The 26,032-nt window shown below is 45.8% G+C and carries 24 protein-coding genes; 22 read left to right on the top strand and 2 right to left on the bottom strand.

Going from position 1 to position 26,032, the window contains the following annotated elements:
- Nucleotides 1–136 precede the first annotated feature (136 nt).
- From pepF to M3629_RS05455, 8 genes are all read left to right on the top strand, one after another.
- Nucleotides 137–1,939, top strand: coding sequence for an oligoendopeptidase F (gene pepF / locus M3629_RS05420; RefSeq protein ID WP_251503201.1), 1,803 nt, complete (start codon nt 137–139; stop codon nt 1,937–1,939).
- Between the two features lie 98 nt (nt 1,940–2,037).
- Nucleotides 2,038–2,589 (top strand): DUF2500 domain-containing protein, encoded by a 552-nt coding sequence (locus M3629_RS05425; RefSeq protein ID WP_251503202.1) that lies wholly within the window; start codon nt 2,038–2,040, stop codon nt 2,587–2,589.
- A gap of 212 nt (nt 2,590–2,801) precedes the next feature.
- Nucleotides 2,802–4,298, top strand: a complete 1,497-nt coding sequence (locus M3629_RS05430) for a rhamnulokinase (RefSeq protein ID WP_251503203.1) — start codon at nt 2,802–2,804, stop codon at nt 4,296–4,298.
- 2 nt (nt 4,299–4,300) lie between these two features.
- A complete protein-coding gene (locus M3629_RS05435) occupies nt 4,301–5,062 on the top strand; it encodes a DeoR/GlpR family DNA-binding transcription regulator (protein ID WP_251503204.1) in 762 nt (253 codons plus the stop codon).
- Nucleotides 5,063–5,112: 50 nt separating this feature from the next.
- Entirely contained in the window at nt 5,113–5,841 is a 729-nt protein-coding gene (locus M3629_RS05440) for a (Fe-S)-binding protein (RefSeq protein WP_251504583.1), read from the top strand.
- Complete coding sequence (locus tag M3629_RS05445; protein WP_154958825.1) at nt 5,838–7,358, top strand: LutB/LldF family L-lactate oxidation iron-sulfur protein; 1,521 nt, start codon at nt 5,838–5,840, stop codon at nt 7,356–7,358. Before M3629_RS05440 ends, M3629_RS05445 begins: the two co-directional genes overlap by 4 nt.
- Nucleotides 7,348–8,073: a LutC/YkgG family protein gene (locus tag M3629_RS05450; protein ID WP_251503205.1), complete on the top strand. Its 726-nt coding sequence runs from the start codon at nt 7,348–7,350 to the stop codon at nt 8,071–8,073. Before M3629_RS05445 ends, M3629_RS05450 begins: the two co-directional genes overlap by 11 nt.
- A gap of 365 nt (nt 8,074–8,438) precedes the next feature.
- The gene (locus M3629_RS05455) at nt 8,439–11,612 is read left to right on the top strand and encodes a bifunctional cytochrome P450/NADPH--P450 reductase (RefSeq protein ID WP_251503206.1); all 3,174 of its coding nucleotides are present in this window, start codon (nt 8,439–8,441) and stop codon (nt 11,610–11,612) included.
- 171 nt (nt 11,613–11,783) lie between these two features.
- Here the strand turns inward: M3629_RS05455 and M3629_RS05460 are convergent, their stop codons facing one another.
- Both M3629_RS05460 and M3629_RS05465 read right to left on the bottom strand, forming a co-directional pair.
- Nucleotides 11,784–12,209, bottom strand: coding sequence for a hypothetical protein (locus M3629_RS05460; RefSeq protein ID WP_251503207.1), 426 nt, complete (start codon nt 12,207–12,209; stop codon nt 11,784–11,786).
- A gap of 209 nt (nt 12,210–12,418) precedes the next feature.
- Entirely contained in the window at nt 12,419–13,708 is a 1,290-nt protein-coding gene (locus M3629_RS05465; RefSeq protein ID WP_090920758.1) for a Gfo/Idh/MocA family oxidoreductase, read from the bottom strand.
- A gap of 125 nt (nt 13,709–13,833) precedes the next feature.
- On the opposite strand from M3629_RS05465, the gene M3629_RS05470 reads away from it, so the two are divergent.
- From M3629_RS05470 to M3629_RS05535, 14 genes are all read left to right on the top strand, one after another.
- Nucleotides 13,834–14,730 carry a helix-turn-helix domain-containing protein gene (locus M3629_RS05470; RefSeq protein WP_251503208.1) on the top strand — a complete coding sequence of 299 codons (897 nt, stop codon included), beginning with the start codon at nt 13,834–13,836 and terminating at the stop codon, nt 14,728–14,730.
- A 167-nt stretch (nt 14,731–14,897) separates the two neighbouring features.
- Nucleotides 14,898–15,356, top strand: a complete 459-nt coding sequence (locus M3629_RS05475) for a RidA family protein (RefSeq protein WP_251503209.1) — start codon at nt 14,898–14,900, stop codon at nt 15,354–15,356.
- A 5-nt stretch (nt 15,357–15,361) separates the two neighbouring features.
- Nucleotides 15,362–15,952 (top strand): GNAT family N-acetyltransferase, encoded by a 591-nt coding sequence (locus M3629_RS05480; RefSeq protein WP_251503210.1) that lies wholly within the window; start codon nt 15,362–15,364, stop codon nt 15,950–15,952.
- A 202-nt stretch (nt 15,953–16,154) separates the two neighbouring features.
- The gene (locus M3629_RS05485; protein ID WP_353056722.1) at nt 16,155–18,305 is read left to right on the top strand and encodes a class I SAM-dependent methyltransferase; all 2,151 of its coding nucleotides are present in this window, start codon (nt 16,155–16,157) and stop codon (nt 18,303–18,305) included.
- The gene (locus M3629_RS05490; protein WP_251503211.1) at nt 18,302–18,880 is read left to right on the top strand and encodes a histidine phosphatase family protein; all 579 of its coding nucleotides are present in this window, start codon (nt 18,302–18,304) and stop codon (nt 18,878–18,880) included. Before M3629_RS05485 ends, M3629_RS05490 begins: the two co-directional genes overlap by 4 nt.
- 5 nt (nt 18,881–18,885) lie before the next feature.
- A complete protein-coding gene (locus M3629_RS05495; RefSeq protein WP_251503212.1) occupies nt 18,886–19,575 on the top strand; it encodes a 3'-5' exonuclease in 690 nt (229 codons plus the stop codon).
- Nucleotides 19,572–19,931, top strand: coding sequence for a hypothetical protein (locus M3629_RS05500; protein WP_154958815.1), 360 nt, complete (start codon nt 19,572–19,574; stop codon nt 19,929–19,931). Before M3629_RS05495 ends, M3629_RS05500 begins: the two co-directional genes overlap by 4 nt.
- On the top strand, nt 19,888–20,343 hold the full coding sequence (locus tag M3629_RS05505) for a putative metallopeptidase (protein WP_251503213.1): 456 nt from the start codon (nt 19,888–19,890) through the stop codon (nt 20,341–20,343). The genes M3629_RS05500 and M3629_RS05505 overlap by 44 nt, the downstream gene beginning before the upstream one ends.
- Before the next feature lie 180 nt (nt 20,344–20,523).
- Nucleotides 20,524–21,837, top strand: coding sequence for an RES family NAD+ phosphorylase (locus M3629_RS05510; RefSeq protein ID WP_251503214.1), 1,314 nt, complete (start codon nt 20,524–20,526; stop codon nt 21,835–21,837).
- A 241-nt stretch (nt 21,838–22,078) separates the two neighbouring features.
- Nucleotides 22,079–22,414, top strand: a complete 336-nt coding sequence (locus M3629_RS05515; RefSeq protein WP_251503215.1) for a hypothetical protein — start codon at nt 22,079–22,081, stop codon at nt 22,412–22,414.
- Nucleotides 22,415–22,528: 114 nt separating this feature from the next.
- Entirely contained in the window at nt 22,529–23,149 is a 621-nt protein-coding gene (locus M3629_RS05520; RefSeq protein ID WP_251503216.1) for an SH3 domain-containing protein, read from the top strand.
- A gap of 45 nt (nt 23,150–23,194) precedes the next feature.
- Nucleotides 23,195–23,938, top strand: coding sequence for a hypothetical protein (locus M3629_RS05525; RefSeq protein WP_154886208.1), 744 nt, complete (start codon nt 23,195–23,197; stop codon nt 23,936–23,938).
- Nucleotides 23,939–24,303: 365 nt separating this feature from the next.
- The gene (locus M3629_RS05530) at nt 24,304–24,741 is read left to right on the top strand and encodes an Imm8 family immunity protein (protein WP_251503217.1); all 438 of its coding nucleotides are present in this window, start codon (nt 24,304–24,306) and stop codon (nt 24,739–24,741) included.
- A gap of 221 nt (nt 24,742–24,962) precedes the next feature.
- Nucleotides 24,963–25,949, top strand: coding sequence for an ABC transporter substrate-binding protein (locus tag M3629_RS05535; RefSeq protein ID WP_251504588.1), 987 nt, complete (start codon nt 24,963–24,965; stop codon nt 25,947–25,949).
- Nucleotides 25,950–26,032: the final 83 nt, after the last annotated feature.

Genomic DNA, 26,032 nt, shown 5'->3' on the forward strand with positions numbered 1-26,032 from the left:
GTTTTTTTACTTTTCCAGCCGGATTGATTTCTGCAGATTTAAACCAAAAGTCTCATAATCAGGAGATGTCATGTATCGATTAGCAGAGTATGATACGATGAGAGATATTGGAAATGCAAGGAGGATGACGATTAAAATGGAAAAGATACGTTTACGTGCCGAGGTTATGGAAGAAACAACCTGGGATTTAAGTGATTTGTTTGCAACCGATGCGGAGTGGGAACAAGAGCTTATATCCCTGCCGGATGCTGCTACTGATATCGAAACGTTCAAAGGTACATTGGGTCAAAGTGCGGGGCAATTGCTCGCTTGTCTTGATGCTCGTGAAGCTTTGCAGGAACGAATCGGTAAAACGGCTGCGTATGCGCGCTTAAAACAATCCGAGGACAGCACGAGCTCGGTGAATATCGAGAATGCGGCTAAAGCTGGTGATATTCTGTCTAACTTGTCGTCCAGCTTGTCATTTGTCAACTCCGAGATTGTTTCGCTGCCAGAAGGCACGATTGAGAAGTATTTGAATGAACTTCCGGGTCTGGAACCTTACAAGCGCAGCTTGGAAAGACTTATGGAAGAAAAAGAACACCGACTCTCGCCGGAAACGGAGAAAGTGCTCGCTTCACTTGGTGAAGTACTGGATTCCCCTTATCGAATCTATCAACGTGGCAAGCTCGCGGATATGACTTTTGGTGAAGTGTTGGATGGTGAGGAGCAATCACGTCCATTATCGTGGTCTTTTTATGAAAATAATTACGAGATGTCAGCCGATACCAGCCTGCGTCGTTGCGCTTATGCCTCGTTTACTGAAACGTTGAATCAATACAAAAATACGTTTGCTGAAGGATATGCGACTGAGGTTAAAAAACAAGTCGTTTTATCCCGTCTACGCGGATATGAAGATGTGACGGACATGCTATTAGCTCCGCAACAAGTAAGCAAGGAAATGTATACCAACGTTCTTGATATTATTCAAAAGGAGCTTGCGCCGCATATGCGCAGACTAGCTGCACTGAAAAAGCGTGAGCTTGGACTCGACCAATTGATGTTCTGTGATCTTAAGGCTCCGCTTGATCCGGAATTTAGTCCAGCGATTACATATGAGGAAGCGTGCGCGTTGATCCGCGAGGCGCTGGATGTACTGGGGCCAGAATATGGGGAGATCGTTGAACGAGCCTTCAATGACCGCTGGGTTGATTATGCAGACAATGCAGGTAAATCCACGGGAGCGTTCTGTTCCTCCATCTACGGCTCGCACTCCTACATCTTAATCTCTTGGGCGAATAACATGCGCGGAGCATTTACACTGGCTCATGAAGTGGGACATGCAGTGCATTTTATGCTAGCTGGTAAATATCAGCGGCTAACCAATACGCGGCCGTCTCTTTATTTTATCGAAGCACCTTCGACAATGAACGAAATGCTACTGGCGGATCATCTGTTGAATCGTTCTGAAAATCCGAGAATGCGGCGTTGGGTGATTTTGCAACTGCTCAATACGTACTATCATAACTTTGTTACACACTTGCTAGAGGGTGAACTACAGCGGAGGGTATATGCACTCGCAATGAATGATAAGCCGATTACTGCAAAGACGTTAAGTGAGCTGAAAGGTGCGATCCTTTCCGAATTCTGGGGGCCAGAGCTGGTAGTGGACGAAGGTGCCAAGTTGACGTGGATGAGACAGCCGCATTATTACATGGGCTTGTATCCGTACACGTATGCAGCTGGTTTAACTGCGTCAACAGCAGCAGCACAGAAGATTAGAGAGGAAGGGCAACCCGCAGTGGATCGCTGGCTTGAGGCACTTAAATCCGGCGGGAGCCTCCCGCCGCAGGATTTGATGAAACTTGCAGGTGTGGATATGTCTGGACCTGAACCAATCCGTACAGCCGTTGCTTATGTTGGCAGTCTTGTGGACGAACTTGAACGTCTGTATTCCTAATCGGGCTCATATAGTATAGGGACAAGGCAGAGCGGGTTGTCTGCCGATGTATCACGATGTGAACGGGAACAAGAAGTAGAAAAGGAAAAGGTGTTATTTTGCGTGCGGAAAGGATCGATGCGGTTATGGCGGTTACGGGCATATTTTCATCAGTAGGCCATTTAAGTGTAGATGGCTTTGGTGGATTCGATGAAATGAGTGGCGTGCCGGGGTTTGAAGGCAATCAGAGCGGTTTTTTTTCCGGGTTCAGCGAGCTTGGAGCAATGGGCACGATCGTGCCTATTTTGATCGGCATCGTGTTTCTGGTTGTGGCAGGCGGCATCGTATATGCAATCTTCTCAGGTGTGCGAACCTGGTCTTCCAACAATGCTGCAGCTGTACTTACCTTACATTCCAGAGTCGTTACAAAACGAACGGAGGTCAGTGGTGGAAGTGGGGACAGCAGTGCAACAACGAGTTATTATGCAACCTTTGAGTTCGACAATGGGGAACGACTTGAGTTAAATGTAGGTGGTCAAAATTACGGTATGCTGGTGGAGCAGGATCGAGGCATGTTAACCTATCAGGGTACACGTTTTAAACATTTTGAGCGGGATATTCAGCCTCAATCCGGGCAAGCCGGGGCGGAGAGTGGACAGTTTTATATGTAAAAAGAAAGCAACGACTCTTCTCGAAAGGGAATGAGTCGTTTTTGTTATGGAATAAGAAAGCGAATTCACGGGTATTCAAACGTTTACATTGATGATATACTCATAAAATAAAACAAAACAGTATTAAACAAAGGTAAACAAACAGAAAATCAGTGATTAAATAAAGATAAAAACGAAGATGAAGACAACAACAACTGAAAGGTGGGAGAGCAGTGAGTGTATTAGCTTATGATTTGGGTGCAGGAAGTGGCAGAGCGATACTTGGTCATCTGAATGATCGAGGGATTGAAACCCGTGAAATTCACCGGTTCAAAAACGAACCGGTGAAGGCTGGCGATCGGATGCACTGGGATATTTTGCGGCTACATCATGAAGTACTGCAGGGTTTGACGTTAATAAAACAACAAGGTGAAGTGCCGGAGAGTTTGGGCATCGATTCTTGGGGTGTAGATTTTGGTTTGCTTGGTAGCAACGGCGAAATGCTTGGTAATCCCTATCATTATCGTGACACACAGTTTAACGGTGTGATGGATACGGTTTGTCAGGAGTTAACGGCTAAGCGAGTTTTCGAGCGCACGGGGATACAGTTTCTACCGTTTAATACATTGTACCAACTCGCGTCACTGAAGCGAAGTGCTTCTCCCTTGCTACGCGAAGCGGAACGTTTTCTAATGATCCCTGATTTATTAAGGTATTTTCTCACGGGAGAAGCGGTGAACGAGTTCACTAACGCTACAACAACACAGTTATACAATCCTGTACTTGGGCAATGGGATCGTGAACTTCTCGCCCATATTGGTGTTTCCGACCAATGGTTTGGCGAAGTAGTCCTTCCGGGAACCCCTGTTGGACAATTACGCAGCAGCATATGTAATGATATTGGCCTGCCGTCTATTCCCGTCCTGGCTGTAGCAGAGCATGATACCGGTTCAGCTGTAGTTGCGGTTCCAGCTATAGAACGAAGCTTTGCTTATCTAAGCTGTGGAACGTGGTCCCTGATGGGCACTGAACTGGATCAGCCCGTTATCAGCGCGGAGAGCATGGAACTGAATTTTACGAATGAAGGTGGTGCAGGTGGCACATATCGTTTACTCAAAAACATTATGGGCCTCTGGATTTTGCAGGAATGTATGCGGCAATGGGAACGTGAAGGGCAAGGAATCAGCTATGGCTCACTCCTTGCGAAGGCTGAGATAGCTCCGGCGTTTGCAAGCCTTTTCGACCCGGATGATGTGTTGTTTCTGCCTGCTGGCAATATGACAGAGCGCATTCGGCAGTATTGCCAGAAAACAGGACAGCGTGTGCCAGAGGATCAGGGCAGTATAGCCAGAGCTATTCTGGAGAGTCTTGCTTTGAAGTATAGAAGAGTTCTGGAATGGACAGAGCAACTCTCAGAGAAAACATTCGGCGGACTGCATATGGTGGGCGGCGGTATTCAGAATGAGTTATTATGCCAGTGGACAGCGAACTCTATCGGCAAGCCTGTATGGGCAGGGCCAGCGGAGGGAAGTGCAATCGGCAATATGGCTGTGCAATGGATCGCGAGCGGAACGTTTAAGGATATTTGGGAAGCGCGCCGGGCTATTCGCGATTCATTCCCGGTAAAGGAATATGAGCCGCAAGACAGGTCGGCTTGGGCAGAAGCCTATGAACGATTTTTGCGAATAACGGCCTTATCGCCGGGTACAGAAACCGGGAGTGAGGTGTAGGCATGCTCGCGGCAGAACGATATGACCGGATTGTAGAGCTAGTCAATATTAAGGGCAGCATGCGAGTATCTGAGCTTAGTGAACGTTGCCGGGTAACCGAAGAAACAATCCGCCGTGATCTGGATCGGTTAGAACAGGCTGGTCGGTTACGCCGATCACACGGCGGAGCGGTGAGTGTCAAAGAGGATCAGCCGGAGATTCCTTACCGGATACGGGAAACGACACATGCAATGGAGAAGAAACGGATTGCTGATGCGGGATTGGCGCTAATCGTGCCGGGAGATCGCATTTTGCTGGATGCCAGTACAACAGCAGGTTATATGGCGGCGAACATGCCGGATATGCCATTAACGGTGCTGACCAACTCGATTCAAGTTGCCACCGAACTCAGCAGTCGGGACAACATCGAGGTGATTTTTACTGGAGGGCAACTGGCTGCCCGCTCCTTATCCTTTGTTGGACCACTGGCGGAGCGTTCTCTCGAAACGTATCATGTGGACAAACTTTTTTTATCCTGCAAGGGTGTGCATCTTGAAAGCGGCAGCATCAGTGAATCCAATGAGCTTCAAGCCAGATTAAAACAGAAGATGGTAGGTATTGCAGATCAGGTGATCCTGCTGGCTGATGCGAGCAAGTTTGGCCTGAGGGCTTTCGCTCGTGTGACCGGACTGGATGAGGTGCACACGATTATTACGGATCAACCCTTGACCGAAGAGCAGATTTCCTTGTGCAGTGCCTACCAAATGCTGATTCGCACGGTATAACGATAACGAGGCGTTAACATGAAATAATTTGTTTATTGGAGTGTGTAATGATGAAGGTATCCTTGTTTATAACCTGTCTCAGTGATGCCATATACCCCCGAGTGGGAGAGGCAATGGTTCGATTGCTGGCCGCACATGGCATTCGGCTGGAATTTCCGCAGGTACAGACCTGTTGTGGTCAGCCCTCTTATAACAGTGGGTATTGGGATGAGACCCGGGTAGCTGCCAAGACGATATTAGAAGCGTTTGATGACAGTGATTTTGTGGTCTGTCCGTCAGGCTCATGCACTTATATGATCCATCATTATCCAGAGCTGTTTGCAGATGAGCCGGAATGGCTGGATAAAGCGAAGCGCCTTGAGACCAAGGCTTACGAGTTCACACAATTTCTAGTACAGGTGTTAGGAATAACAGATCTCGGTGCACATTTTCCGCATAAAGTAACCTACCACCCGTCCTGCCATGGCAGTCGTCTGCTTGGGGTGAAGGACGAACCGCTGGCCTTGCTGTCCAACGTGAAAGGGCTTGAACTCGTTCCATTACCTCATGCAGAGGATTGCTGCGGATTCGGAGGTACGTTTGCGATTAAAATGTCGGATATTTCCGGGGCGATGGTGACCGAGAAGGTGGATCATGTGAAAGAAACACAAGCCGAAGTTCTCGTTGGGCTAGACATGGCTTGTCTGATGAATATTGCGGGCAATCTGCGGCACCGAAATGAACCTGTGCGAGTGATGCATCTGGCTGAACTTTTATATGAGGGGGTGCAGACACGATGAGCCAACCTGGTGTTATGGATGAAACGGTCAAATCCCGTGCGGGTTTGGCACTGAATGATGATTTTCTCCGTAAAGCGGTCAAGTTCACAACAGAACGTTTGCGGAATGGCAAGAAAGCTGCGTCGGAAGAGCATGGCAACTGGGAAGAATGGCGGGAGCGTGGACGCCAGATTCGGTTGCATACAATCGCACATCTCGATTATTACTTGAATGAGTTCGTGAACAACGCCCGTGCGAACGGAGTGCATATTCATTTTGCAGATACTTCAGCGGAAGCGGCTTCCATTGCCCTTGATATTGCCGCCCACAAGCAAGCTACAAGTGTGGTGAAATCCAAATCCATGGTGTCCGAGGAAGTACATCTGAACCATGTGCTAGAATCTGCAGGCATAGAAGCCATTGAAACCGATCTTGGCGAATACATTATACAACTGGCGGGTGAAGCGCCGTCCCACATCGTTATACCGGCCATTCATAAAAACAGATATCAGATTGCGGAGTTATTATCCAAGGAAGCCGGAGAGGTACTGGAGCCAGATACGACGGTACTCGCCGGGTTCGTCCGCAAAAAGCTGCGCGAGAAATTTTTGGAAGCGGATATTGGTTTGACAGGTTGCAATTTTGCGATTGCGGAGACCGGTTCGATGGTGTTATTTGAAAATGAAGGCAATGCCCGTATGGTATCTACCGTGCCAAAAACACAGATTACACTTATGGGCATGGAGCGCATCATTCCGTCATGGGCAGATCTTGAAGTCATGGCAACCTTGCTGCCACGCTCTGCCACTGGACAAAAGCTCACGATGTACATGTCAGGCATTACAGGTCCTCGTCGCTCGGCAGATGCAGATGGTCCGGATGAGATGCATATCATTATCGTAGATAATGGACGATCTTTACAACTCGGAGATCCCGAGTTCCAGGAACTACTTAACTGTATTCGCTGCGGGGCATGCCTTAACGCTTGTCCGGTATATCGGCACATTGGCGGTCATGCTTACGGTGGAACCTACAGTGGACCGATTGGGGCGGTGCTGACTCCTGCATTAAACGGTAACATTGAGGAGTGGAACGATATTGCGAGCGCCTCAAGTCTGTGCGGTGCTTGTTATGAAGCTTGTCCCGTTAAGATTCCACTGCATGACATGCTTGTATATTTACGGAGACGTAAGGTGGAAGACGGACATGGAAATAAGCTGGAAACGATGGGCATGAAGGGCTTTGCGGCGGTTGCGGCAAACTCCAAACGTTTCGCTCTTGCTATTCGGCTTGGGCAGATCGGACAAAAAGCAGTTGTGCGCAATAATGGTATTTCACTGAAGCTTGGCCCGCTTAAAGGCTGGAATACGTATAGAGTAGCCCCCAGTCTCGCGAAAAAGTCCTTCCGACAACAGTGGAACAGTCTGGATCAAGAGTTGAATCAGCAGCAACATACTGCTATGGATACATCTGTACGAGAGCGTATGCAACAGATTGTGCGTGATCGCGGGGAGGGAGGTTCGAAGCATGGGAAGTGAACATCAGCAATGGCTTGCATCCATGGAGGAAAAGTCAAGGCGTAGACAGGAGAAGTTCATGGACGATATCGCCACCAAGTTGAAAAGACCTAGACAGCTTCATGCACCGATCCATGCTTTTCGAGGTTCCCCGGACTTCTGGAATGAACTGGAATGGGATGAGGAACAGCGAATACAGGCGTTTACGGATAACTTTGTTAGTGTCGGTGCTCATATTGCCCGAATGTCAAATATGGAAGAAGTAGCAGGGTTTATAGGCAATAAAGCACATGAATTAAGCGCTAAATATCTAATTCGCCAGAATGAGCAAGCTCTTACGGATCTGGGACTGGAGAAACAACTTCCAGATGTGCAAGTATCCGTGTGGAACAGTGCTCCGGATGTAGACTGGCGAGCCCGAGCAGCCGAAGCGGATATCGGTATAGTTATGGCGGATTATGCCACAGCGTACACCGGCTCAGTCACTGTCCTCTCTTCCCCGGAGAAAGGACGTTCGGTCAGCCTACTGCCGACCGTGCTGATTCTGATTATTCCGCTTGAGCGGCTGCATACAAGGCTCGGAGAGACACTGAAACGTTTTGACGAAGCAGGGCGGGTACAGCTACCGGCAGGCATTCATTTTATATCAGGTCCTAGCCGATCATCCGATATCGAAAATGATTTAACGATCGGAGTTCATGGTCCAGGGATTGTGTATGGTTTAATTGTCGGTTAGCCCGCGGATCTCTAGCCCGCTTGAAACGGGGAACAAAGGTAAACATAGAACTGTCCTTAAGGTAGAGTTACTGCTGAGGACAGTTTTTGTTTTTTTTAGAAGTGAGGATGCCGACAGAGAAACTGAGACTTTAGGGCAGTTGAAGATTGCAACTGGAAATGATATGGTAAAGATAGACATAGAGAAATGCCCATTTTTTTTACTCGGAATTGACCGGATTACGATTATGGTCAGTTGGTTTTGGGTATGACATATTACACACTACACACACGTGAATAAAAGATGGATTCAACTGAAATCTGATTCAACGCACTGTGCTTCAGGACTCATTATTTACATTTGGAGAGAAAGAAGGAGTGAGAGCTATGTCATCTATTTCAGTGCCTCAGCCCAAAACGTACGGTCCGCTGGGCAATCTGCCGCAGTTGAATTTTGATGAGCCGACCCAGTCCTTGGTTAAGCTGGCAGGCGAGTACGGACCTATTTTTCGGATGGATTACCCTGGAAGAAGTGAGCTTTATATTTCAAGTGAGAAGTACGTAGCCGAAGTGACGGATGAATCCAAATTTGATAAAAGAGTATGGGCCCCGCTTGCGAAGGTCCGTGCTTTTGCCGGGGATGGACTCTTTACCAGCTGGACGGACGAGCCGAACTGGAAAAAGGCACATAATGTGTTGCTTCCAAGTTTTAGTCAGCGTGCGATGCAAGGATATCATAACAAAATGGTAGATCTTGCTGTGCAGCTCGTGCAGAAGTGGTCAAGGCTTAATCCCGATGAAACGGTGAATGTACCGGATGATATGACTCGTTTGACGTTAGACACCATTGGCTTATGTGGGTTTAACTATCGTTTCAACAGCTTCTACCGCGAAGAGCCGCATCCATTCATTACAAGCATGGTTCGTGCCTTGGATGAATCGATGAGTTCGTTGCAACGTCTGCGTTTGCAGGATAAATTGATGATCAGTAAAAAGAAACAATTCGAACAGGATATCCGTTCCATGTTCTCCCTAGTGGATCACATCATTGCAGAGCGCAAGGCGCAGCCTCAGGAAGGGGCAGATGATCTGCTCTCTCACATGCTTAGCGGCAAGGACCCGGAGACAGGCGAAACGCTGGATGATGAAAATATCCGGTATCAGATTATTACATTTCTAATTGCAGGGCATGAAACGACGAGTGGTTTGTTATCGTTTGCCGTGTACTACCTGATGAAAAACCCGGATAAGCTCGCGAAAGCTCAGGCGGAAGCAGATGCGATTCTGAAAGATCCGGTGCCAACGTACAATCAGGTTCGTCAATTGAAATATATACGTATGGTACTGAGTGAAGCACTGCGATTGTGGCCAACCGCACCAGCATTTTCGTTATATGCAAAAGAAGATACAATGCTCGGCGGACAATACCCGCTTCAAAAAGGGGACAGTGTCAGTGTGCTCATTCCCAAGTTGCACCGTGACCGTGAGGCATGGGGGGATGATGTAGAGGAGTTTCGTCCTGAACGTTTCGAAGACCCAAGCAAAGTACCGCATAACGCGTATAAACCGTTTGGCAACGGTCAACGCGCTTGTATTGGTCAGCAGTTTGCGCTTCAGGAAGCGACGCTTGTGCTGGGCATGGTCCTGAAACATTTTGACTTCATCGATCATATGAATTATCAATTAAAAGTCAAAGAGACATTGACACTCAAACCCGATCAATTGATCATTCGTGTACGTGCGCGCGGAGGTCAGCCTGTGATGGCTGTACCTGGTGTGGCTATACAAGAGCCTGCTAACACAGTGAAAAAGGATGAACAAGGTGCTGTAGAAGCACACGATACTCCCTTGCTTGTACTCTACGGTTCAAATCTCGGGACGGCTGAAGGGATCGCTCGCGAAATAGCGGATACCGCGAGATACCAAGGTTTCCGTAGTGAAGTGGCTGCGCTGGATGATCGCGTCGGTAGGCTGCCTAAAGAAGGAGCTGTCATCATTGTCAGCGCATCGTATAATGGTCAGCCGCCAAGCAATGCCAGAGCGTTTGTAGAGTGGATACAGCATGCCGATCAGAGGGAATTCGAGGGCGTAAATTATACGGTTCTCGGATGCGGTGATCACAACTGGGCTAGCACGTATCAGCGAATTCCACGTTTGATTGATGAACAGCTCTCCTCACGGGGAGCCAAGCGTTTATCCTCTCTAGGAGAGTCGGATGCCAGCGGGGATTTTGAGAAGCAGGTGGAGGACTGGACGGAACAGTTATGGCCTGATTTGGCACGAACGCTGGAATTGAATCTGAACACGGGAGCCAAAAGTGAACACAGCTCCCTGTCGGTACAATTTGTTACTGGCAGGGCGGTTACTCCGCTGGTCGAAACGTATGACGCACATGTGGCAACCGTGCTGGAGAACCGGGAGCTTCATGATGAAGGGAGCGAGCGAAGCACAAGACATCTGGAGATCAAGCTGCCGGAGGGGGTCACGTATAAGGAAGGTGATCATCTTGGCGTTCTGCCACAAAACCCTCCAGAACTTGTGGAGCGAGTGTTACGTCGTTACGGATTAACGGGAACAGAGCATCTGCTACTCGATGCATCGGGGAGAAGCGCGGCGCATCTGCCATTGCAACGACCAGTGAACTTGTTCGATCTGCTCAGCCATAGCGTGGAATTGCAAGAGTCCGCAACACGTGCACAGTTAAGGGAACTTGCTGCCTATACAGTCTGCCCTCCACACAAGAAGGAACTTGAGGGGCTCTTGGATGAGACATTATATATTAAGGAAGTTCGTGACAAACGGATATCGATGCTAGACTATTTGGAGAGATATGAAGCATGTGAATTGCCATTTGAACGTTTTCTTGCGTTGCTACCTTCGTTAAAAGCCAGATACTATTCCATATCCAGTTCACCGCGGGTGCAAGCAGCGCAAGCAAGCATTACGGTAAGTGTCGTAAAGGCATCTGCCTGGAGCGGAAAAGGGATTTATAAAGGTATTGCTTCCAATTATCTGGCTGATCTGAAGCCTGGTAATGAGGTTGTAATGTTTGTTCGTACACCGGAATCCGGCTTCCAATTGCCTGAAAGAGCAGACGTGCCGATCATCATGGTTGGTCCGGGAACAGGGGTAGCGCCGTTCCGTGGTTTCTTGCAGGCGAGACATGTGATGAAGGAACGAGGCGAGCCAGTTGGTGCAGCGCATCTGTATTTTGGCTGCCGCAATCCGGAGCATGATTATCTGTACAAAAACGAGCTGGAAACTGCAGAGAGAGAGGGGCTTGTACAGCTCCATACAGCCTTCTCCAGGATGCAAGGGGAAGACAAATGTTATGTGCAACATCGGATGAAAGAGGATGCACATCTGTTAATTCCTTTGCTGGTAAACGGGGCGCATCTATACATCTGCGGAGATGGCAGTAAAATGGCTCCTGATGTGGAAACAACGCTAAAACAGGCTTATGCAGATACTCAAGGTAAGACGGCAGAAGATGCAGAAGCCTGGCTTAATCAGCTTCAAGAGCAAGGTCGTTATGCCAAGGATGTCTGGACAGGCATTTGATTGGATGGAGCGAACGCGTTCTAAGATTTGAATAAATACAGCAAGCATGCGTAGCAATGTGCGCATCTAGCCTCGCGGTGAGAAGCGGAGACAACCGATTCTCACCGTTTTTTTCTCATGGGCTTGTTGATTAGTTATCTAACTTGAGCAGTTCTTTCAACTCGATCTGATCTATCTACGACGGATACAAGCACGTTTCCGCTTCAAGGTTCGCTTGCGAGGGCGATAGATGGACTCCACGCTGGAAAGCGGAAACAGAATACGTGAAGGAACTCTACCTTTGCCTTGTACCTCAATATAATTGAGTCCAACGCCAACCAGGCTAATATTTCGGAATGCATTGCGGGAAGGAAATGTTGTACGAATGCCAACCCGAATCCCTCGCTGTGTGCGTGGAACGTTGAACACACGAATGGAATTCAGGCTAAGCGGAATAAATAATTGATGATTGATTTTGACAAAATTACGAGGGAATACCCGACGGATGCGTCCAGGCTCCAGACCGGAACGCGGGGCGTTAAGCTCAGCAAGATGTCCCTGGAATTGGGCCAACCGTTGCTGGAGTGTTTTGCCTGTACGAAGATGTTGCCAGCTCATAATTTATCCTCCGTTCATCATTTATACCTAGTATATGAACGGAGCAAGGAGGAAGGTGAATACTTGACAGCCCATGTTGATGCCGAGGTGAAAGGTACATGAGACATACTATGGGATGTGAAATAGAATGTGCAATGAAATAAAAATCAGAAAAGGCATCAGATTAGAGATACAATGTCTCTATCTGATGCCTATTTACATGCACTTTATTAGAATTGCACCAGAGTATCCACTTTAACTGGAAGGCCTGTTGCAATCGCACGATTGGCTGCAATGCCTGTTAAAATCGAACGGGCGCCATCCACATGATTGGCTGCACGATGGAACGGATCTTCTGACGGTGCGCCGAACAGATCGTTGAGCAGTACAGGGTCGCCTCCGCCATGACCGCCTTCCTTTTCCTCGACTTCAACGTCATAAGGTGAGCCGAACATCGGAAGTACACGGAGTGTTTTGCCAATCAAAGCGCCTTCCTTGCTTTTGTCACCCAGGGAATTGACGTAGGATTGTTCGATAATGCTCATTTCGATACGGCCTTTAGTACCGTTAATCGCAATGCGGTAACCTTCCCACGGCTGATAAGCAACAAGGGAGTAAGTCAAGATTGCCTTGTTCCGATATTGGACAAGAACACCCATCGTATCTTCAATGTTGATTCCTTCACCAAATACACTCTGATCACGCTGGTAGCCATCTTCAGTCTCGGCATCCAGATACATCGATTTCAGGTGATCATCAGAATCCAGATGCAGTGCAAATGGATCATCCTGTGCGAGCGGATTACCTGTAGCACGGTTGTAGAATTGGGTAACCCCGCGATCCTCGGCATTTTCTCTGCCGTAGAACATCAAATCTCCAAACGCAAAGACAGTATCTGGCTGTGAGCCAATCCAGAAGTTGACGAGATCGAAGTGATGCGTCGATTTGTGAACCAGCAGACCTCCACTATTGCGCTTATCCCGGTGCCAGCGGCGGAAATAGTCCGCACCGTGACGTGTATTCAGTAGCCATTCAAAATGCACAGAAGTCACTTTGCCGATGGTATCGTTCAGAATAAGCTCGCGTATTTTCGTGTGATGCGGTGCATAACGATAGTTGAATGTCACGCGTACATTCTGTCCGGTACGTTTTACTGCATCCAGAATGTCCTGACATTTCTCTTCATTTATAGTCATCGGTTTCTCCGTAACCACGTCACAGCCGAGTTCCATTGCTCGAATGATGTATTTATGGTGAGTTCGATCCACGCTGGTCACGATAACGTAGTCGGGCTTCTCGTTCTCAATCATCTGGTCAAATTGATCTGCCAGGTATGTAGGCACCTCAGCATAGTTATATTTTTCTCGCAATAGCTTGTTCGCATAGTTCATACGTACTTGATTGATATCACAAAAGCCGACAAGTTCGGAAGTAGCGCTAAAATCCCGGGTCAAAGCACCATAGAAAAATTCAGCACGACCACCGGTTCCGACTAATACATAACGTTTTTTGTTCCCCACGCATATCGCCTCCTTGAATGTAGGTTTAGACTATAACAAAGGAGCACTTCTTTCACCGCATTTTATGCGTAACCGCTTTCAAACACCGCATATTTTGCTATAATTGTGAAAAAGGAGAGAGTGACATGACCGAAGCCATTCGTGCAGATTACCATGATGCAACGAGTTTATTACATATGGAATACGATCGCCGGATCGGATATTACTCTATGCCCAATGATCATTTCCATGACCATTATGAGTTGTATTATTTACTTTCCGGGGAGCGCATTTATTTTATCAAAGATCGTTCGTATCTGGTCAAAGCAGGGGACTTGGTATTTGTAGACCGCAATACGGTGCACAAAACACTGGAAAGTGGGATGCCTGATCATGAACGAATCGTGTTGTACCTGCAACCGGAACTATTTGCCGCTATGGCGGTCACGAATGAGCTCACAGAAGGGTTAACGGAGCCTTTTCGCTGGGATATACCGATTGCGAGATTCTCCGCTCAGGTCGCCAAGATGACAGAGGAAATCGTGGCAGAAATGGTCGCAGAGATGCGTAATCCCGACGAGGGAAGTGGAATGTTGCTACGTCACCGTACGCTAGAGCTGCTGCTGCACACGTACCGTCACCGTCATCTAGGACGTATACAGTCCGATGATCAAGACCCGGCCCTTCACCCCAAGATACAGGTCGTTGTCCGTTATCTGAATGCGAATTACCAGAATCCGGTTTCGCTGCCGGAGGTGGCAGGCAAGTTTAGAATTAGTCCGCATTATCTAAGTCGGCTATTCAAACAAACGACGGGTTTTACGTTTAGCGATTATCTGAATCTACTGCGAGTGAAGGAGGCCCAGCGATTACTGCGTGAGAGTGAAGAGTCGGTGACCGATATTGCTTTGCTGGCGGGATTCGGCAATTTTTCGCATTTTGGCAAGATGTTCAAACGCGCCGTTCAGATGTCGCCAAGGACGTACAGGCAGGAATACAATGGACGGGATGGAATTAAAAAAACACAATCAACAATAAGCTAAGGATTTAACACTATTAAGGCACCGGAAGAATTCAGTGAATGCATGACCTCTATTTACTTTCATGTTTAATATGAAGTTTTATATAATCATCTATATAGTACCGCTGGAAGCATGTAAAAGTAACATTTAGAGGCTTTTCATTTTATTGAAAATAGAGAGGCGGCCTGATGATGAAAACAATCGAAGCCAGACTACAGGAATTAGGAATCACACTCCCGCAATCCAGTTCTCCTGCGGGGAAATATGCGAACGCCGTCATTGTAAATGGAATGATGTATGTATCAGGAAAAGGTCCGGCTACGGATGAACGCGGCAAGCTTGGCGTGGAATTTACGACAGAACGGGGATATGACTTCGCCCGGAATGCAGGACTGGAGGTACTTGCAGTTGTTCGGGACGTGCTAGGTTCGCTGGATCGGGTTAAAAAGGTAGTTAAAGTGCAAGGGTTCATCAACGCTTCGGCTTCCTATGAGGAACATCATAAGGTGCTGAACGGGTTCTCGGATCTGATGATCGACGTTTTTGGAGAAGAACAGGGAGTTCACGCCCGCTCCGTCTTGGGGGCCGTTTCTGTCAGAGATCAGCTACCGCTGATTATTGATTCGATCTTTCAGGTGGAGGAATAGAGTTTATGACAGATTATGGTTCGATTGATCCCATATTGCTTGACTTTCCGGAGAGCTTTGATACAGAACGTCTTACGATTCGCTCACCGCAGTGGGGTGATGGCGCAGATGTTAATGAAGCCATTCAGGAAAGTGTGAAAGAGCTACGGCCCTGGTTACCTTTTGCAGAGAACATTCCTACATTAGAGGACTCAGAAGCATCTGTACGTAAAGCCAGACTACAATTTTTGGAACGCAGTGACCTCATGTTACACTTACGCGATAAAGACACGCATGAGTTTGTGGGCAGTAGCGGCCTGCATCGGATGGACTGGAATGCACGCTCTTTCGAAATTGGTTACTGGGTGCGGACCTCCCGGTCGGGCGAAGGCTTGGTTACAGAGGCTGTGCGGGGGATAGAAAAGTTTGCCATTGTACATCTGCAGGCCAATCGGCTTGAAATTCGTTGTGATGCCCGAAATGTGCGCAGTGCCAGTGTAGCTAAACGGCTCGGTTACACACAAGAAGGAATATTGCGCAGGGTAAAACAAGATCGCACAGGTGCATGGGTGGATATGATCATTTTTTCCAAAGTGAGAGGAATTGAGTTCGATTAAAAAAGAATCTCGCATACTCAGGGGGATAAGCAGATGAAGCTGGTGGGTTCAGGAAGAAGGGCGGGCGATGTGGCCAAGACATGGGTAATATTAAAGAGCGACAAGCTGCCAGACGATACCTTTTTCAGTTTGTGCGAGACAAACTGTGCTTAATGGATGAGACGGTTCATACAACATCATGAAATAAAGAGGTGGAGAATCCGTGCTACACGCGCTGGAAGTAATTCAACGTTATAAATCTGGAAAGTCACCACAACAACATTTACAACAAGAGCCGCAATGGCTGCAATGGTTAGTCGCGGCGGAGAAGCCTCGGATTAATCTGGAACGCATTCACTCTATTGCCGAGCTTCAGAAGACGAATGCGGTATTGGATTATACCGAACGCACACTTCGCATGCTGGATAGGCTTCAACTTTCGTTCTGGATTCGAGAGCTGCTCGAAGAGGTGTTGGTCTGGTCGGAAACGGCAAAAGGGGGTTCACTGGAACAGCGCAGAACGTGGCAACAACAAGGAATTAACCTCTTTGTACATAATGTTGGCTCGGCTCAGCTGTATCATCTTAATGCAACAGATCGAGAAAATGGACTGGAATCGGCAACGTCGCCGAGACAGGAGATCATTCGTATTTTAATATCAACACATGGACTGATCGGACAATACATACGGGGTGAAATTCCGTATGCAGAGAACACACCGTTGCGTACGTTGATCACCAAAGGCTGGGTTACTGGCGGTGAACTTCGAAGTATGTTAATGGCTCTGAACCAATGTATTATTGGAGCGGTTGATTCCGGTCTTTGGGAGCAGGTTCAGGATGAGGTAGGGCAGATTGTGGACTGGATCGTGTCAGGAACGGAGCATACAGACTGGAGCGTGAAGGAGCGATTATCTCGCCTAAGAAGTAATTCAATCCGCCAAGGTGAGGCAATTGACGAAACGTATGCCAGGCTGACACAACAGTTTCCTGTAGAGCAAGAACTGTCTGCTCTTGCCTCGCGCACATTGTGGTATGTGGAGTCAGCCATGCGGGATTTTTCGCTGGAAGAGATGGTCAAAGTATTTTTACTTGCCCTTCATAGCGAAGAATGGGAGAAGGAAATAGATGAGCATTTAAACGATTCTTCCGTGACTTCTATACGTCATATCAGCTTCGAACCGTTAATGAACACGATGTATTATGACTATAAGGGTGTCAAAAAGCTAAATATTTACAAGAAGCGTATGATTGAAAAATATCTGGAGCAGTATTCATGGGAACATATTACCGCTGGCGAGCAATTGCCTTATCCGCATCTGAGGCATCGGATTGAACGGTATCCCGATCTGCCCGATACGTTGTTTGTAACCTTTGAATTCTCGCCTGCGGCCGAAAAATTGATTGCTTTTTGCATTGAAGCAGAGAAATCTCCGTTGTACGAACAGGCGGTGCTGCTTTTATTTGATCTGTTTGGTCTGCGCCGGGATGCGTATGATCGGTTCCACAACGAAGAGACGTATCTTTCGGATATGAATAGCTCGGGTGATTACAAAAAAGTGCTGCTTGACTATATGGTGGGCAAGCGTGTGCTTGACATCGGTCCAGGTGGCGGCGTGCTGCTGGATTTGATTGAGCAGGAGAAGCCCGAAGTTGAAGCGATAGGCATCGATATTTCGGCCAACGTGATTGAGGCGCTGGAGCGCAAGAAGCAGCGGGAATCTCATCGCTGGCATGTGATGAAGGGGGATGCTCTGCAACTGGATCAGTATATGGATTCGGGCACAGTGGATACGGTTATCTTTTCCTCCATTCTGCACGAGTTGTATTCCTATATTGAGCGTGGCGGTCGCAGATTTAATACAGAAACGGTTGCGGCAGCACTGCATAGTGCTTTTCAGGTGCTCTCACCAGGCGGAAGAATCCTTATTCGGGATGGTATTATGAGCGAACCGGAGTCACAGAAACGACGTATTCGATTCCTGGAGCCGGATGGGTTAAGATGGCTGGAACGTTATGCGGCCGACTTCAAAGGGCGCGGGATCAGTTACGAGCGTATTTCCGATGATGAGGTAATCATACCGATTAACGATGCTATGGAATTTCTATACACGTATACCTGGGGTGAGGAAGCCTATGTGCATGAAGTTCAGGAGCAGTTCGGTGTATTTACACCGCAGGCGTACGAGAAATGCATACGCGACACGTTAGGGGAGCATGCGGATATCATCATGTTGCGTCATTTCTTGCAAAAGGGGTATACCGAAGCGTTGGAAGATCGGATTGTTTTTATGGATGAGGAGGGTACACCTGTTTCCTTGCCTGACAGCACCTGTCTGATTGTGATCGAGAAGAAGGGCAGGAGAGATGTATGAGCGCAGAAGCTTACACAAGCCTATATTTTGTGCGACATGTAGAATCCAGGTTCATCGAAGGTCAAGAGCGCGAGCGCGGACTGACTGAACAAGGAGATTTGGACGCGGAAAAGGTCGCTCAGCTTTTGCACAAAGAGGACGTGGAGGTGTTTTACTCCAGTCCTTATCTTAGGGCTGTACATACCATTCAGCGTCTGGCTGACTTGTGTAAGAAGCCTGTGTTAATCCATGAAGATTTGCGTGAGCGCGCGTTATCGGTTTCCCACGTAAAACGTGATGATTTTTTGGAGGCCAAGCGGCAGTTGTATCATGATGCTTCGTTCGCTTTTCCAGGAGGAGAGTCAGGGATTGAAGCTCGGGCGAGAGCCATAAACATGATTGAACAAATGCTGGACGAGCATAGGGGGAAAAAGATCGTGATCGGTACCCATGGTGATATCATGACCCTTATTTTTCAGCATTATAATCCGAGTTATGGTTTCGATTTCTGGAAGGGCACGACGATGCCGGATATCTACAGGATGGATTTGGATCAAGCTGACAAGATGCTTCAGATTACACGAATGTGGGAGTGAAAGATGTGAAAATCACGTTTTTGCCGGGTACATATACGTTGGACGAGCTAAATGTGACACCGTTACAGGATAGAACATACTGTATATTTGATCTGGAAGGAACAGGTATTGATGTAGCTGTGGAGAGTGTCACTCAGTTTGGTGCAGTACGTTATAAAAGGAGCGAGGGAGCCAGTGAAACTAGTTTCTCTTCTCTGGTTCGTTCATCCAAACCAATTCCGGCAGCGGTGGAGAAACTCACTGGTATTACGAATCAAGCGATGTCACAGGCTCCGCTTTTTAAAGAGGTTTACGAGCGATTCTGCAGCTTTATCGGAGATCAAGTGCTTGTGACTCATGCGGGATACGAATATGATCTGCCCATGCTAGAGCGTCATTGTCAAGAATTCGGGTTAACCATGTTTACTAACAAGGTACTGGATACCAAAGCGATGTTTACATATATTCATCCCGAGGTAACAGATGTAGTTTCAACCGATTTTCTTATCGCATATTACAATCTGAACACAGAAGGCATTCACAGGCATGATGCGCTGGCGGATTGTGGCATTATTGCTCGTATCTTCGAATGTGTACTTAAAGAATACGAGGAACGGGGATTAGATCATTTTATAGCAGATTCTAGTAAACACATGAAACGTTTTGTTATACCTGAGATGTATTTGAAGAAGGAAAATGAAGGAGTGACGAAATGAGCAGAAGCGATGTAGACACGTTGTTGCAAGATTTGAAGGATGGACGCTTGCTTGACAAACGGAATTTTGAAGGACTGGATGTAGATGCGTATCTGGATGAAAGGGATGAAGCCCCATTTGCAGATGAGTGGATGCAGGCCTATGAACGCTATGCCGGGGACTCGACCGTTGCCGAAGATGAAGTGTTGCGACAGATCAGGGAGACTGCGTTTAAACGAACACTGGCCTTAACAGGTGAACCGGAGTTAGCGGGATATGTCAGCGATGATTTTGGATTGATCGGTTGTTACTTGTTACAAGGTGGCGAGCAAAATGGGTTTGTGGAACGGTTGTATGAGGGTTACGTTAAGGCATAGGGAATTAAAGTGCTTTTTTAGAGCCGCTATAATAGTATTATCCCCTTTTGTAGACAAGAGAAAAAAGACATCTGTTAAGATGGACTTAATCTTACCAAACAAAGTGTGGGAACACCTAACGGATCAACAGAAAGAGGCGCTAGTCTTTCATGAGCTATGTCATGTTGAAGCATCGGTAGATAAAAATAGAGCCCCCAGAAATTCTTCTAATGATGGACGACCAGTCTTCAGACTATGTAGCCATGATCTAGAGGAATTTAAGCTTGTAGTAGAAAAATACGGGCTTTGGAGACCTGACGCTCAGGATTTTATGGTTTCTGCTAAGAAAGGCGAACAATTAACCATGGATTTCCCTCAGCAAAATCCCAAAAAGGCACCTAGCAGTAATGTAATACATTTACGTGCAAAATAAATCTAATCCATTCAGGGGCATAATGGCAACTAGTTGTGTCCCTTACTTTTTCTTACCCAGCTCCTGCTTCATACCTGTACTCCATTTAGGTATATGTAATAGTGTAGTATCCCGCCCCCAGGTGGTTATAGTACTATAGGAAGGAGAGTATTACCACAAGGTAGAGAGTAGGAGAAGAATATGCCAAATGAGTTATCCGATCTACATGAGCGTACGGTCTGTAGTTGTTGCGCAGAGGACATTTTTAAATTCTTTGAAAAAGTATGGAGGCAGATCAAACTCTACGAACGTTTTGTACAGAACCGTATTGCACTTGTATCCAGAGAGGTGCGTTGCGAAATCTGTAATTATCAAGTATTAGAGAACGAGAAATATCACAGGATTAATGTTGAAGACAAATTTCTTATTCCTATAGCGGATATGTTGTCCGAAGATATTGGTGGATGCGAACATTGCCACGGTAAAGAAATTGAAGATATGTTAAATGAAAACCGCATTGAGTTGCAAGATGAGTATATACCCTATGATCCTGGTGGTTCTTATTATAAGGCGGGCGAGTACATTTCTGACTACGGCGTTCCCGACTCTATATCCCCTTTATTCCTTTCACTGCTAAAGTGCCCCTGCGGCTATGGTAGAGGCCAAGCTGTCAGCTCATCCAACTCTAAAATGAGTTTCTCTAAATATTGTGATTTATATACAAAACAAGAGGTTGAATCCACGTATACTTTTGACATCCAAGAATTCTCCGATTTTGCTGAACAGTACGGAGAAGAGATTAGTCTGAAGGATTTAGAGGCATTTAAAGAAATACTCAGAACGAATCCGATGTTGGCTTATCATCATCAAACTGGTAGAGCGATCTATGAAGTTCTGAAGCAACACTTCCATCACGGAAATATACATATTTTATCAACTGGGCAGATGGATCTGTTTCGTGGAAGGACTAGAGCTGTAGATTCTATTAAGGCATACACATTCGAAGAATTATGGACTGCACCTGTCGGCAAATCTTCACATGGGAGATACAATTTCATTGGGGTGCCTGTTCTATATCTAACGAACTCAAAGGAAGCCATCCCCTATGAAATTAATCCTGCGCATGATCAGCTCATAGATATTGCCACGTTTAAGATTTTGAGAAGAGAACTTCGCTTGTTTAACCTGGGTGAATTTGATCCGAAGTTTCAAGGTTTCTTTAATGAATCGAATGCTGAAACAGATACGAGAGTCAAATCTGCATACCTGCTTCCTAACTATATTGGAGCTTGCTGCAGTCATATTGGCTACGATGGTATTGTCTATTCAGGAGTACACCATGTGGCCGGGTTAGAACCGTATACCAACTATGCGTTGTTTGATATGGATGCAGAATTAGATTTAATCCCCACGTCTCAAACAGTCAGTACGTTTAAACCCATGATACATATTACATTGCAGCATTGTGAACAGAAAGAGCTGAAGGATACTACTGATAATCTAAGTCATGTTTGAGCCAGGATTTTCGTTTTTCTCAAAACTAACTCCATAAAGTTCTACTTCGTTACTTTATTGCATATTATCCTTGTCTCATCATCCTGAATCTGCAGAGATCATAGAATTGCTTAAAAGGAGCAGCACCTATGTACGACAAATTGATATGGGATACCTTAAAACCACTTCTTGTTACGGAAGTTCCATCTATCGCCACTATGATTCTATCCTAGATGAATATATTGAGTCAGGGATTGAAAATATGAAATTCGTTAGAGAATGGTGGGATGTTGAAAAAGTCTATAATGAAATCAAATTATTTGATGGTGAAGAACTAGGAGGTATGGGATACCACATCTTCGAGGATGAAGACGATAAAGAAGATTGGTTAGCGGATTACATGCTTGAGCATCGAACGTGGCCAGAACCTATCATCGTCCTGGATAACTTAAGTTTAACTTCATGGGGAAAACCCTTTCATTTGATGGAAGGGCATCGTAGATTGGATTATTTTAGAGAAGTTTACCAGGAAGAAAGAGATACATTAAAATCACTACACGAAGTTTGGGTTGTGACTCTTAAATCAGACCGGATATAGAGGGTTGCTAGCCCATAAATTCAAATATATGATTTAATATTACAAAATGTAACAAATTAAGCGTGAGGCGGTGGTACAATTTAACTGATTACAAACTGGAAGGAGAATGTAACTGTGCTAAAATGTACTAGTGTATGTGGTAAATTATTCATCTTATTCATCTTTGCAGTTGTCTCGTTCTATATTCCAACAGACAAAGCAGACGCTAGGCTTGTATCGTACAGCAAAAAGGTCAGTGTATGGGATGTAAAAGCTTCAGGTTTGAACATTCGAAGTGGACCCGGTAGCGTGTATCCAGTGATTGCTCAAGTGAGTAAAGGCGCTGATCTCGTAGATTATTGCCCATCTGCAGATTGTGGTCTTACCACTGGTGGTGATTTTGAATGGAGTCGAGTTTATTACCCAAATGCTAGTATTGGGTATTATGCAAACGCTGCTTCAGGATGGGCTGCTATGTATAATACAGTAGGGAATACAGTTTTTAATTTTCATTATACTCACGTAGCTAAAACAAGTAGAGCTACCAGTATGTATACAAGTGATTGTAGCAATTTGAGTGGAATGATCAGACATTTCCCAGAGCAGAATTATTACCTGCAATCATTCGATTCTGAATTAATGGCTTCGCCTTGCAATCCTAATGCTTGGAGGTTGCAAGATCCTCAAGGTGATTCGGATGCACAGGGTTATTTTTATAGCGGATTTGTAAATGGCTGGAACTTAAAAGCGGAATAATGCGTTAAGAAGATATACAGAATAAATAAGAGGAGGATCTGAACTGTGAAGAAAAAATTATGGGTCTCATTGCTGACCATACCACTGGCCTTTGCATCTGTTGGGGGATACATCTATTTCAACCAACCGACCGTCGTAAGTGCGCAGAGTGACGTCGAAAGCGCAGCACAAAAAGCAACTCAAGCAAAAGTGGAGTACATTAAAGAAACGTTGGAAGATGGATCGTACACCGTTCGCTACCGGGATCGCGTCAATTTGACTGAGATTACCGAGGAGTATCGGGATAACAAACTTCACACCAAGTTGATCGTGGAAGATGGCGGGAAGAAGGTCACATCATACGGACGTGATTTTGAGTCTGGTAAATTGGTGGGTAACACCTGGACGATGCCTGAGAATATTGCCGCAGAAAATGAAAAATTGCTTCAAATGTCATTGCTTGAAAATGCAAAGCAAGAGTTACAAAAACAGAATTGGACAGTACTTGAGCCTGAAGGAGCACAGGCTCGTTCACTTGCAGAGAGTAACGAACAGCAAGCTGTTACAGAAGACAATCTCCATAAAGAAATTGTAACGATTGATGTTAAAACGGGCTTACCAACGAAACGTGTAATTTATATGAAAGATAAGAATGGTGAGATTGTCTCAAGTTCAACAAAAACAGAGGAATATAAGTATCTGGATGCTATGCCGATGAAAGTTCAAAGAATGGCTGCTCCTGAAGAATCGGTTGAGATTAAAGAAATTCCAGCACCGGTGATTGAAGACAAAGTGATTGAAGGTTCATAAACTGAAAGTGATCAACAAAAGCCAGCACCAATAACCTAGTGCTGGCTTTTTATTACACACTCAAGAATTTCTGTTAGAGTAGTTTCTAGGAATAAGTAACATCTTCTCGAACAGTTGCGGATCCGTATCTTTAAAGAATTAAACCTGCTTTTGACTCAGTTTGTCTAAAATGCCTTCTTGTTGAGCCATTACAAACATGGAGAGACCTATTAGCTTGGTGGGGAAAAAGGCATTTAAAATCTGATCCGGATATTTGTAATGGATAAGGTGAATAAAGGCATAAATACTAGATTTTAGGTAACGAATACAAATTATCATTTCTAATAAACTAGCAGATTATTTTTTGATGTAAGAGGTGCACTAACATGATCCAACCCGTACTAAAAGATATTGTCATTACAGGAAATCCTAACATCCATGGCAAATTAGAGTTCACAGAAACAGAAGATATTGGAGATGACTTTTATTTGTCAGGTACCGCTTGTATTGGAACTAAAGATGGTGATGGAGCGGATTGTTTTGATTTTGGAATAATAACCCCGAAGGCGCTTGAAAGAGAACTAGGAGATGGTGTAGATATTATATCAGGTTCAACATATTTTATTGTAAATAGGTTGGACTTTGAAATGATTACTAGAAAGATAGAACAGATACTACTTAAACATCAGAGGGAAACATGGGAAGAAGTAGCTAACAGTCTTGATCCTTATTTCAGATGGGAATATACCGATTCTATACGCTTAAATAGTGAGGAAGAGCTTCTTGAGATGATTAGCAGACATCAGGAAGAGAGTCTTAATTAAAACACTTGTAGATAAACTGCCCCTGCATTCGTAGCAGGGGTTATTTTTTATCAAGAATGCTTCGTTTGTATAAAAAAGAGTCTTCAAATGTGTATTGTGACGACACAGCTACATCATGTACAATTCACCTACAGAGTTTTATGAGAATGATTATCATTATAGATTAAAGTATTCTGTTCTCATGATGACATCTACAGATTACACATAGGGGGAAATGCATGATGGTAAGGCTAAGCAAAGTAATTCAAGGGTGGTTGATGTTGTTATTGCTCACTGCAATGGTGATATCCGGTTGTAGCGCAAATACGGAAACGTCAGCACAACAGGGAGAAGCCAAGAATAGTACCTCTGTAGAAACGGAGGCTCCAAACAACGAGACACGTGTCGTAAAGGATGAATTTGGAGAAGTAACGATTCCTGTTCATCCACAGCGTATTGCGGGTATCTATGTCGAGGACTATCTCAAGGCGATGGATATTACACCGGTTGTACAGTGGCATCATCCCACTTGGGGAGTACAGGATTATTTGAAGTTAGATGCGCCAAAGTTTGATATAACAGGCAGCATCGAGGCACTTTTGCAATACAACCCGGACTTGATCATTGTGGACGGTGGAGTAGATGCAACACAATACGAACAATATAGCAAAGTAGCCCCAACCTACCGTCTGCCGGAGAGTGTTCTTCAGGACTCCAATCAGGTATTGACGACCATTGCCGATATTGTAGGGCAGCCAGAAAAAGGGGTAGCATTTGAAGAACAATTCAAACAAAAAATTGCAGATGCGAAAGCAAAATTACAACAAACCATCGGAAATGAGACGGTTGCGGTTGTGAGGTTAAACGTAGCAGACAAAGGATTGGCGTTATTTGGGGTCAAAAATCGCTATACCGGATTTGTTTACTCTGATCTTGGACTCACTCCACATCCACTTGCACGAGATATGAAAGAGTACCAAGAGATTCTGTCCGAAGAGGCGATTCCGAGTCTGGATGCCGATCACATTATCGTGTTTCCATCGAACGGAACCTGGGATTCCGCAGAAAATCAGGAGGCCATCCACATGTTGGACGGAAAACTGTGGCAGTCGCTTCCGGCAGTTAAAAATAAACATGTCTACATGATGGAAAGGTCTCACTGGCAGTCCGGTGCAGTCATTGCAAATTCCATGAAAATTGATGATTTGTTGGAAAAGATGACGCCATAACTTGTGAATTGAATAGAGAAAGTTCTTCAGCGCGGCTTGAAGAGCTTTCTTTTTTCGTTTACACTAAATCTAATTGATAACAA

This window comes from Paenibacillus polysaccharolyticus, assembly GCF_023714295.1.
Lineage (GTDB): Bacteria > Bacillota > Bacilli > Paenibacillales > Paenibacillaceae > Paenibacillus > Paenibacillus polysaccharolyticus_A.

Coding starts and splice junctions, on each gene's coding strand:
- pepF (WP_251503201.1), top strand. CDS start 137: ATGGAAAAGATACGTTTACGTGCCGAGGTTATGGAAGAAACAACCTGG.
- M3629_RS05435 (WP_251503204.1), top strand. CDS start 4,301: ATGCTCGCGGCAGAACGATATGACCGGATTGTAGAGCTAGTCAATATT.
- M3629_RS05440 (WP_251504583.1), top strand. CDS start 5,113: ATGAAGGTATCCTTGTTTATAACCTGTCTCAGTGATGCCATATACCCC.
- M3629_RS05445 (WP_154958825.1), top strand. CDS start 5,838: ATGAGCCAACCTGGTGTTATGGATGAAACGGTCAAATCCCGTGCGGGT.
- M3629_RS05450 (WP_251503205.1), top strand. CDS start 7,348: ATGGGAAGTGAACATCAGCAATGGCTTGCATCCATGGAGGAAAAGTCA.
- M3629_RS05455 (WP_251503206.1), top strand. CDS start 8,439: ATGTCATCTATTTCAGTGCCTCAGCCCAAAACGTACGGTCCGCTGGGC.
- M3629_RS05460 (WP_251503207.1), bottom strand. CDS start 12,209: ATGAGCTGGCAACATCTTCGTACAGGCAAAACACTCCAGCAACGGTTG.
- M3629_RS05470 (WP_251503208.1), top strand. CDS start 13,834: ATGACCGAAGCCATTCGTGCAGATTACCATGATGCAACGAGTTTATTA.
- M3629_RS05475 (WP_251503209.1), top strand. CDS start 14,898: ATGATGAAAACAATCGAAGCCAGACTACAGGAATTAGGAATCACACTC.
- M3629_RS05480 (WP_251503210.1), top strand. CDS start 15,362: ATGACAGATTATGGTTCGATTGATCCCATATTGCTTGACTTTCCGGAG.
- M3629_RS05490 (WP_251503211.1), top strand. CDS start 18,302: ATGAGCGCAGAAGCTTACACAAGCCTATATTTTGTGCGACATGTAGAA.
- M3629_RS05500 (WP_154958815.1), top strand. CDS start 19,572: ATGAGCAGAAGCGATGTAGACACGTTGTTGCAAGATTTGAAGGATGGA.
- M3629_RS05505 (WP_251503213.1), top strand. CDS start 19,888: ATGGGTTTGTGGAACGGTTGTATGAGGGTTACGTTAAGGCATAGGGAA.
- M3629_RS05510 (WP_251503214.1), top strand. CDS start 20,524: ATGCCAAATGAGTTATCCGATCTACATGAGCGTACGGTCTGTAGTTGT.
- M3629_RS05515 (WP_251503215.1), top strand. CDS start 22,079: ATGAAATTCGTTAGAGAATGGTGGGATGTTGAAAAAGTCTATAATGAA.
- M3629_RS05530 (WP_251503217.1), top strand. CDS start 24,304: ATGATCCAACCCGTACTAAAAGATATTGTCATTACAGGAAATCCTAAC.
- M3629_RS05535 (WP_251504588.1), top strand. CDS start 24,963: ATGGTAAGGCTAAGCAAAGTAATTCAAGGGTGGTTGATGTTGTTATTG.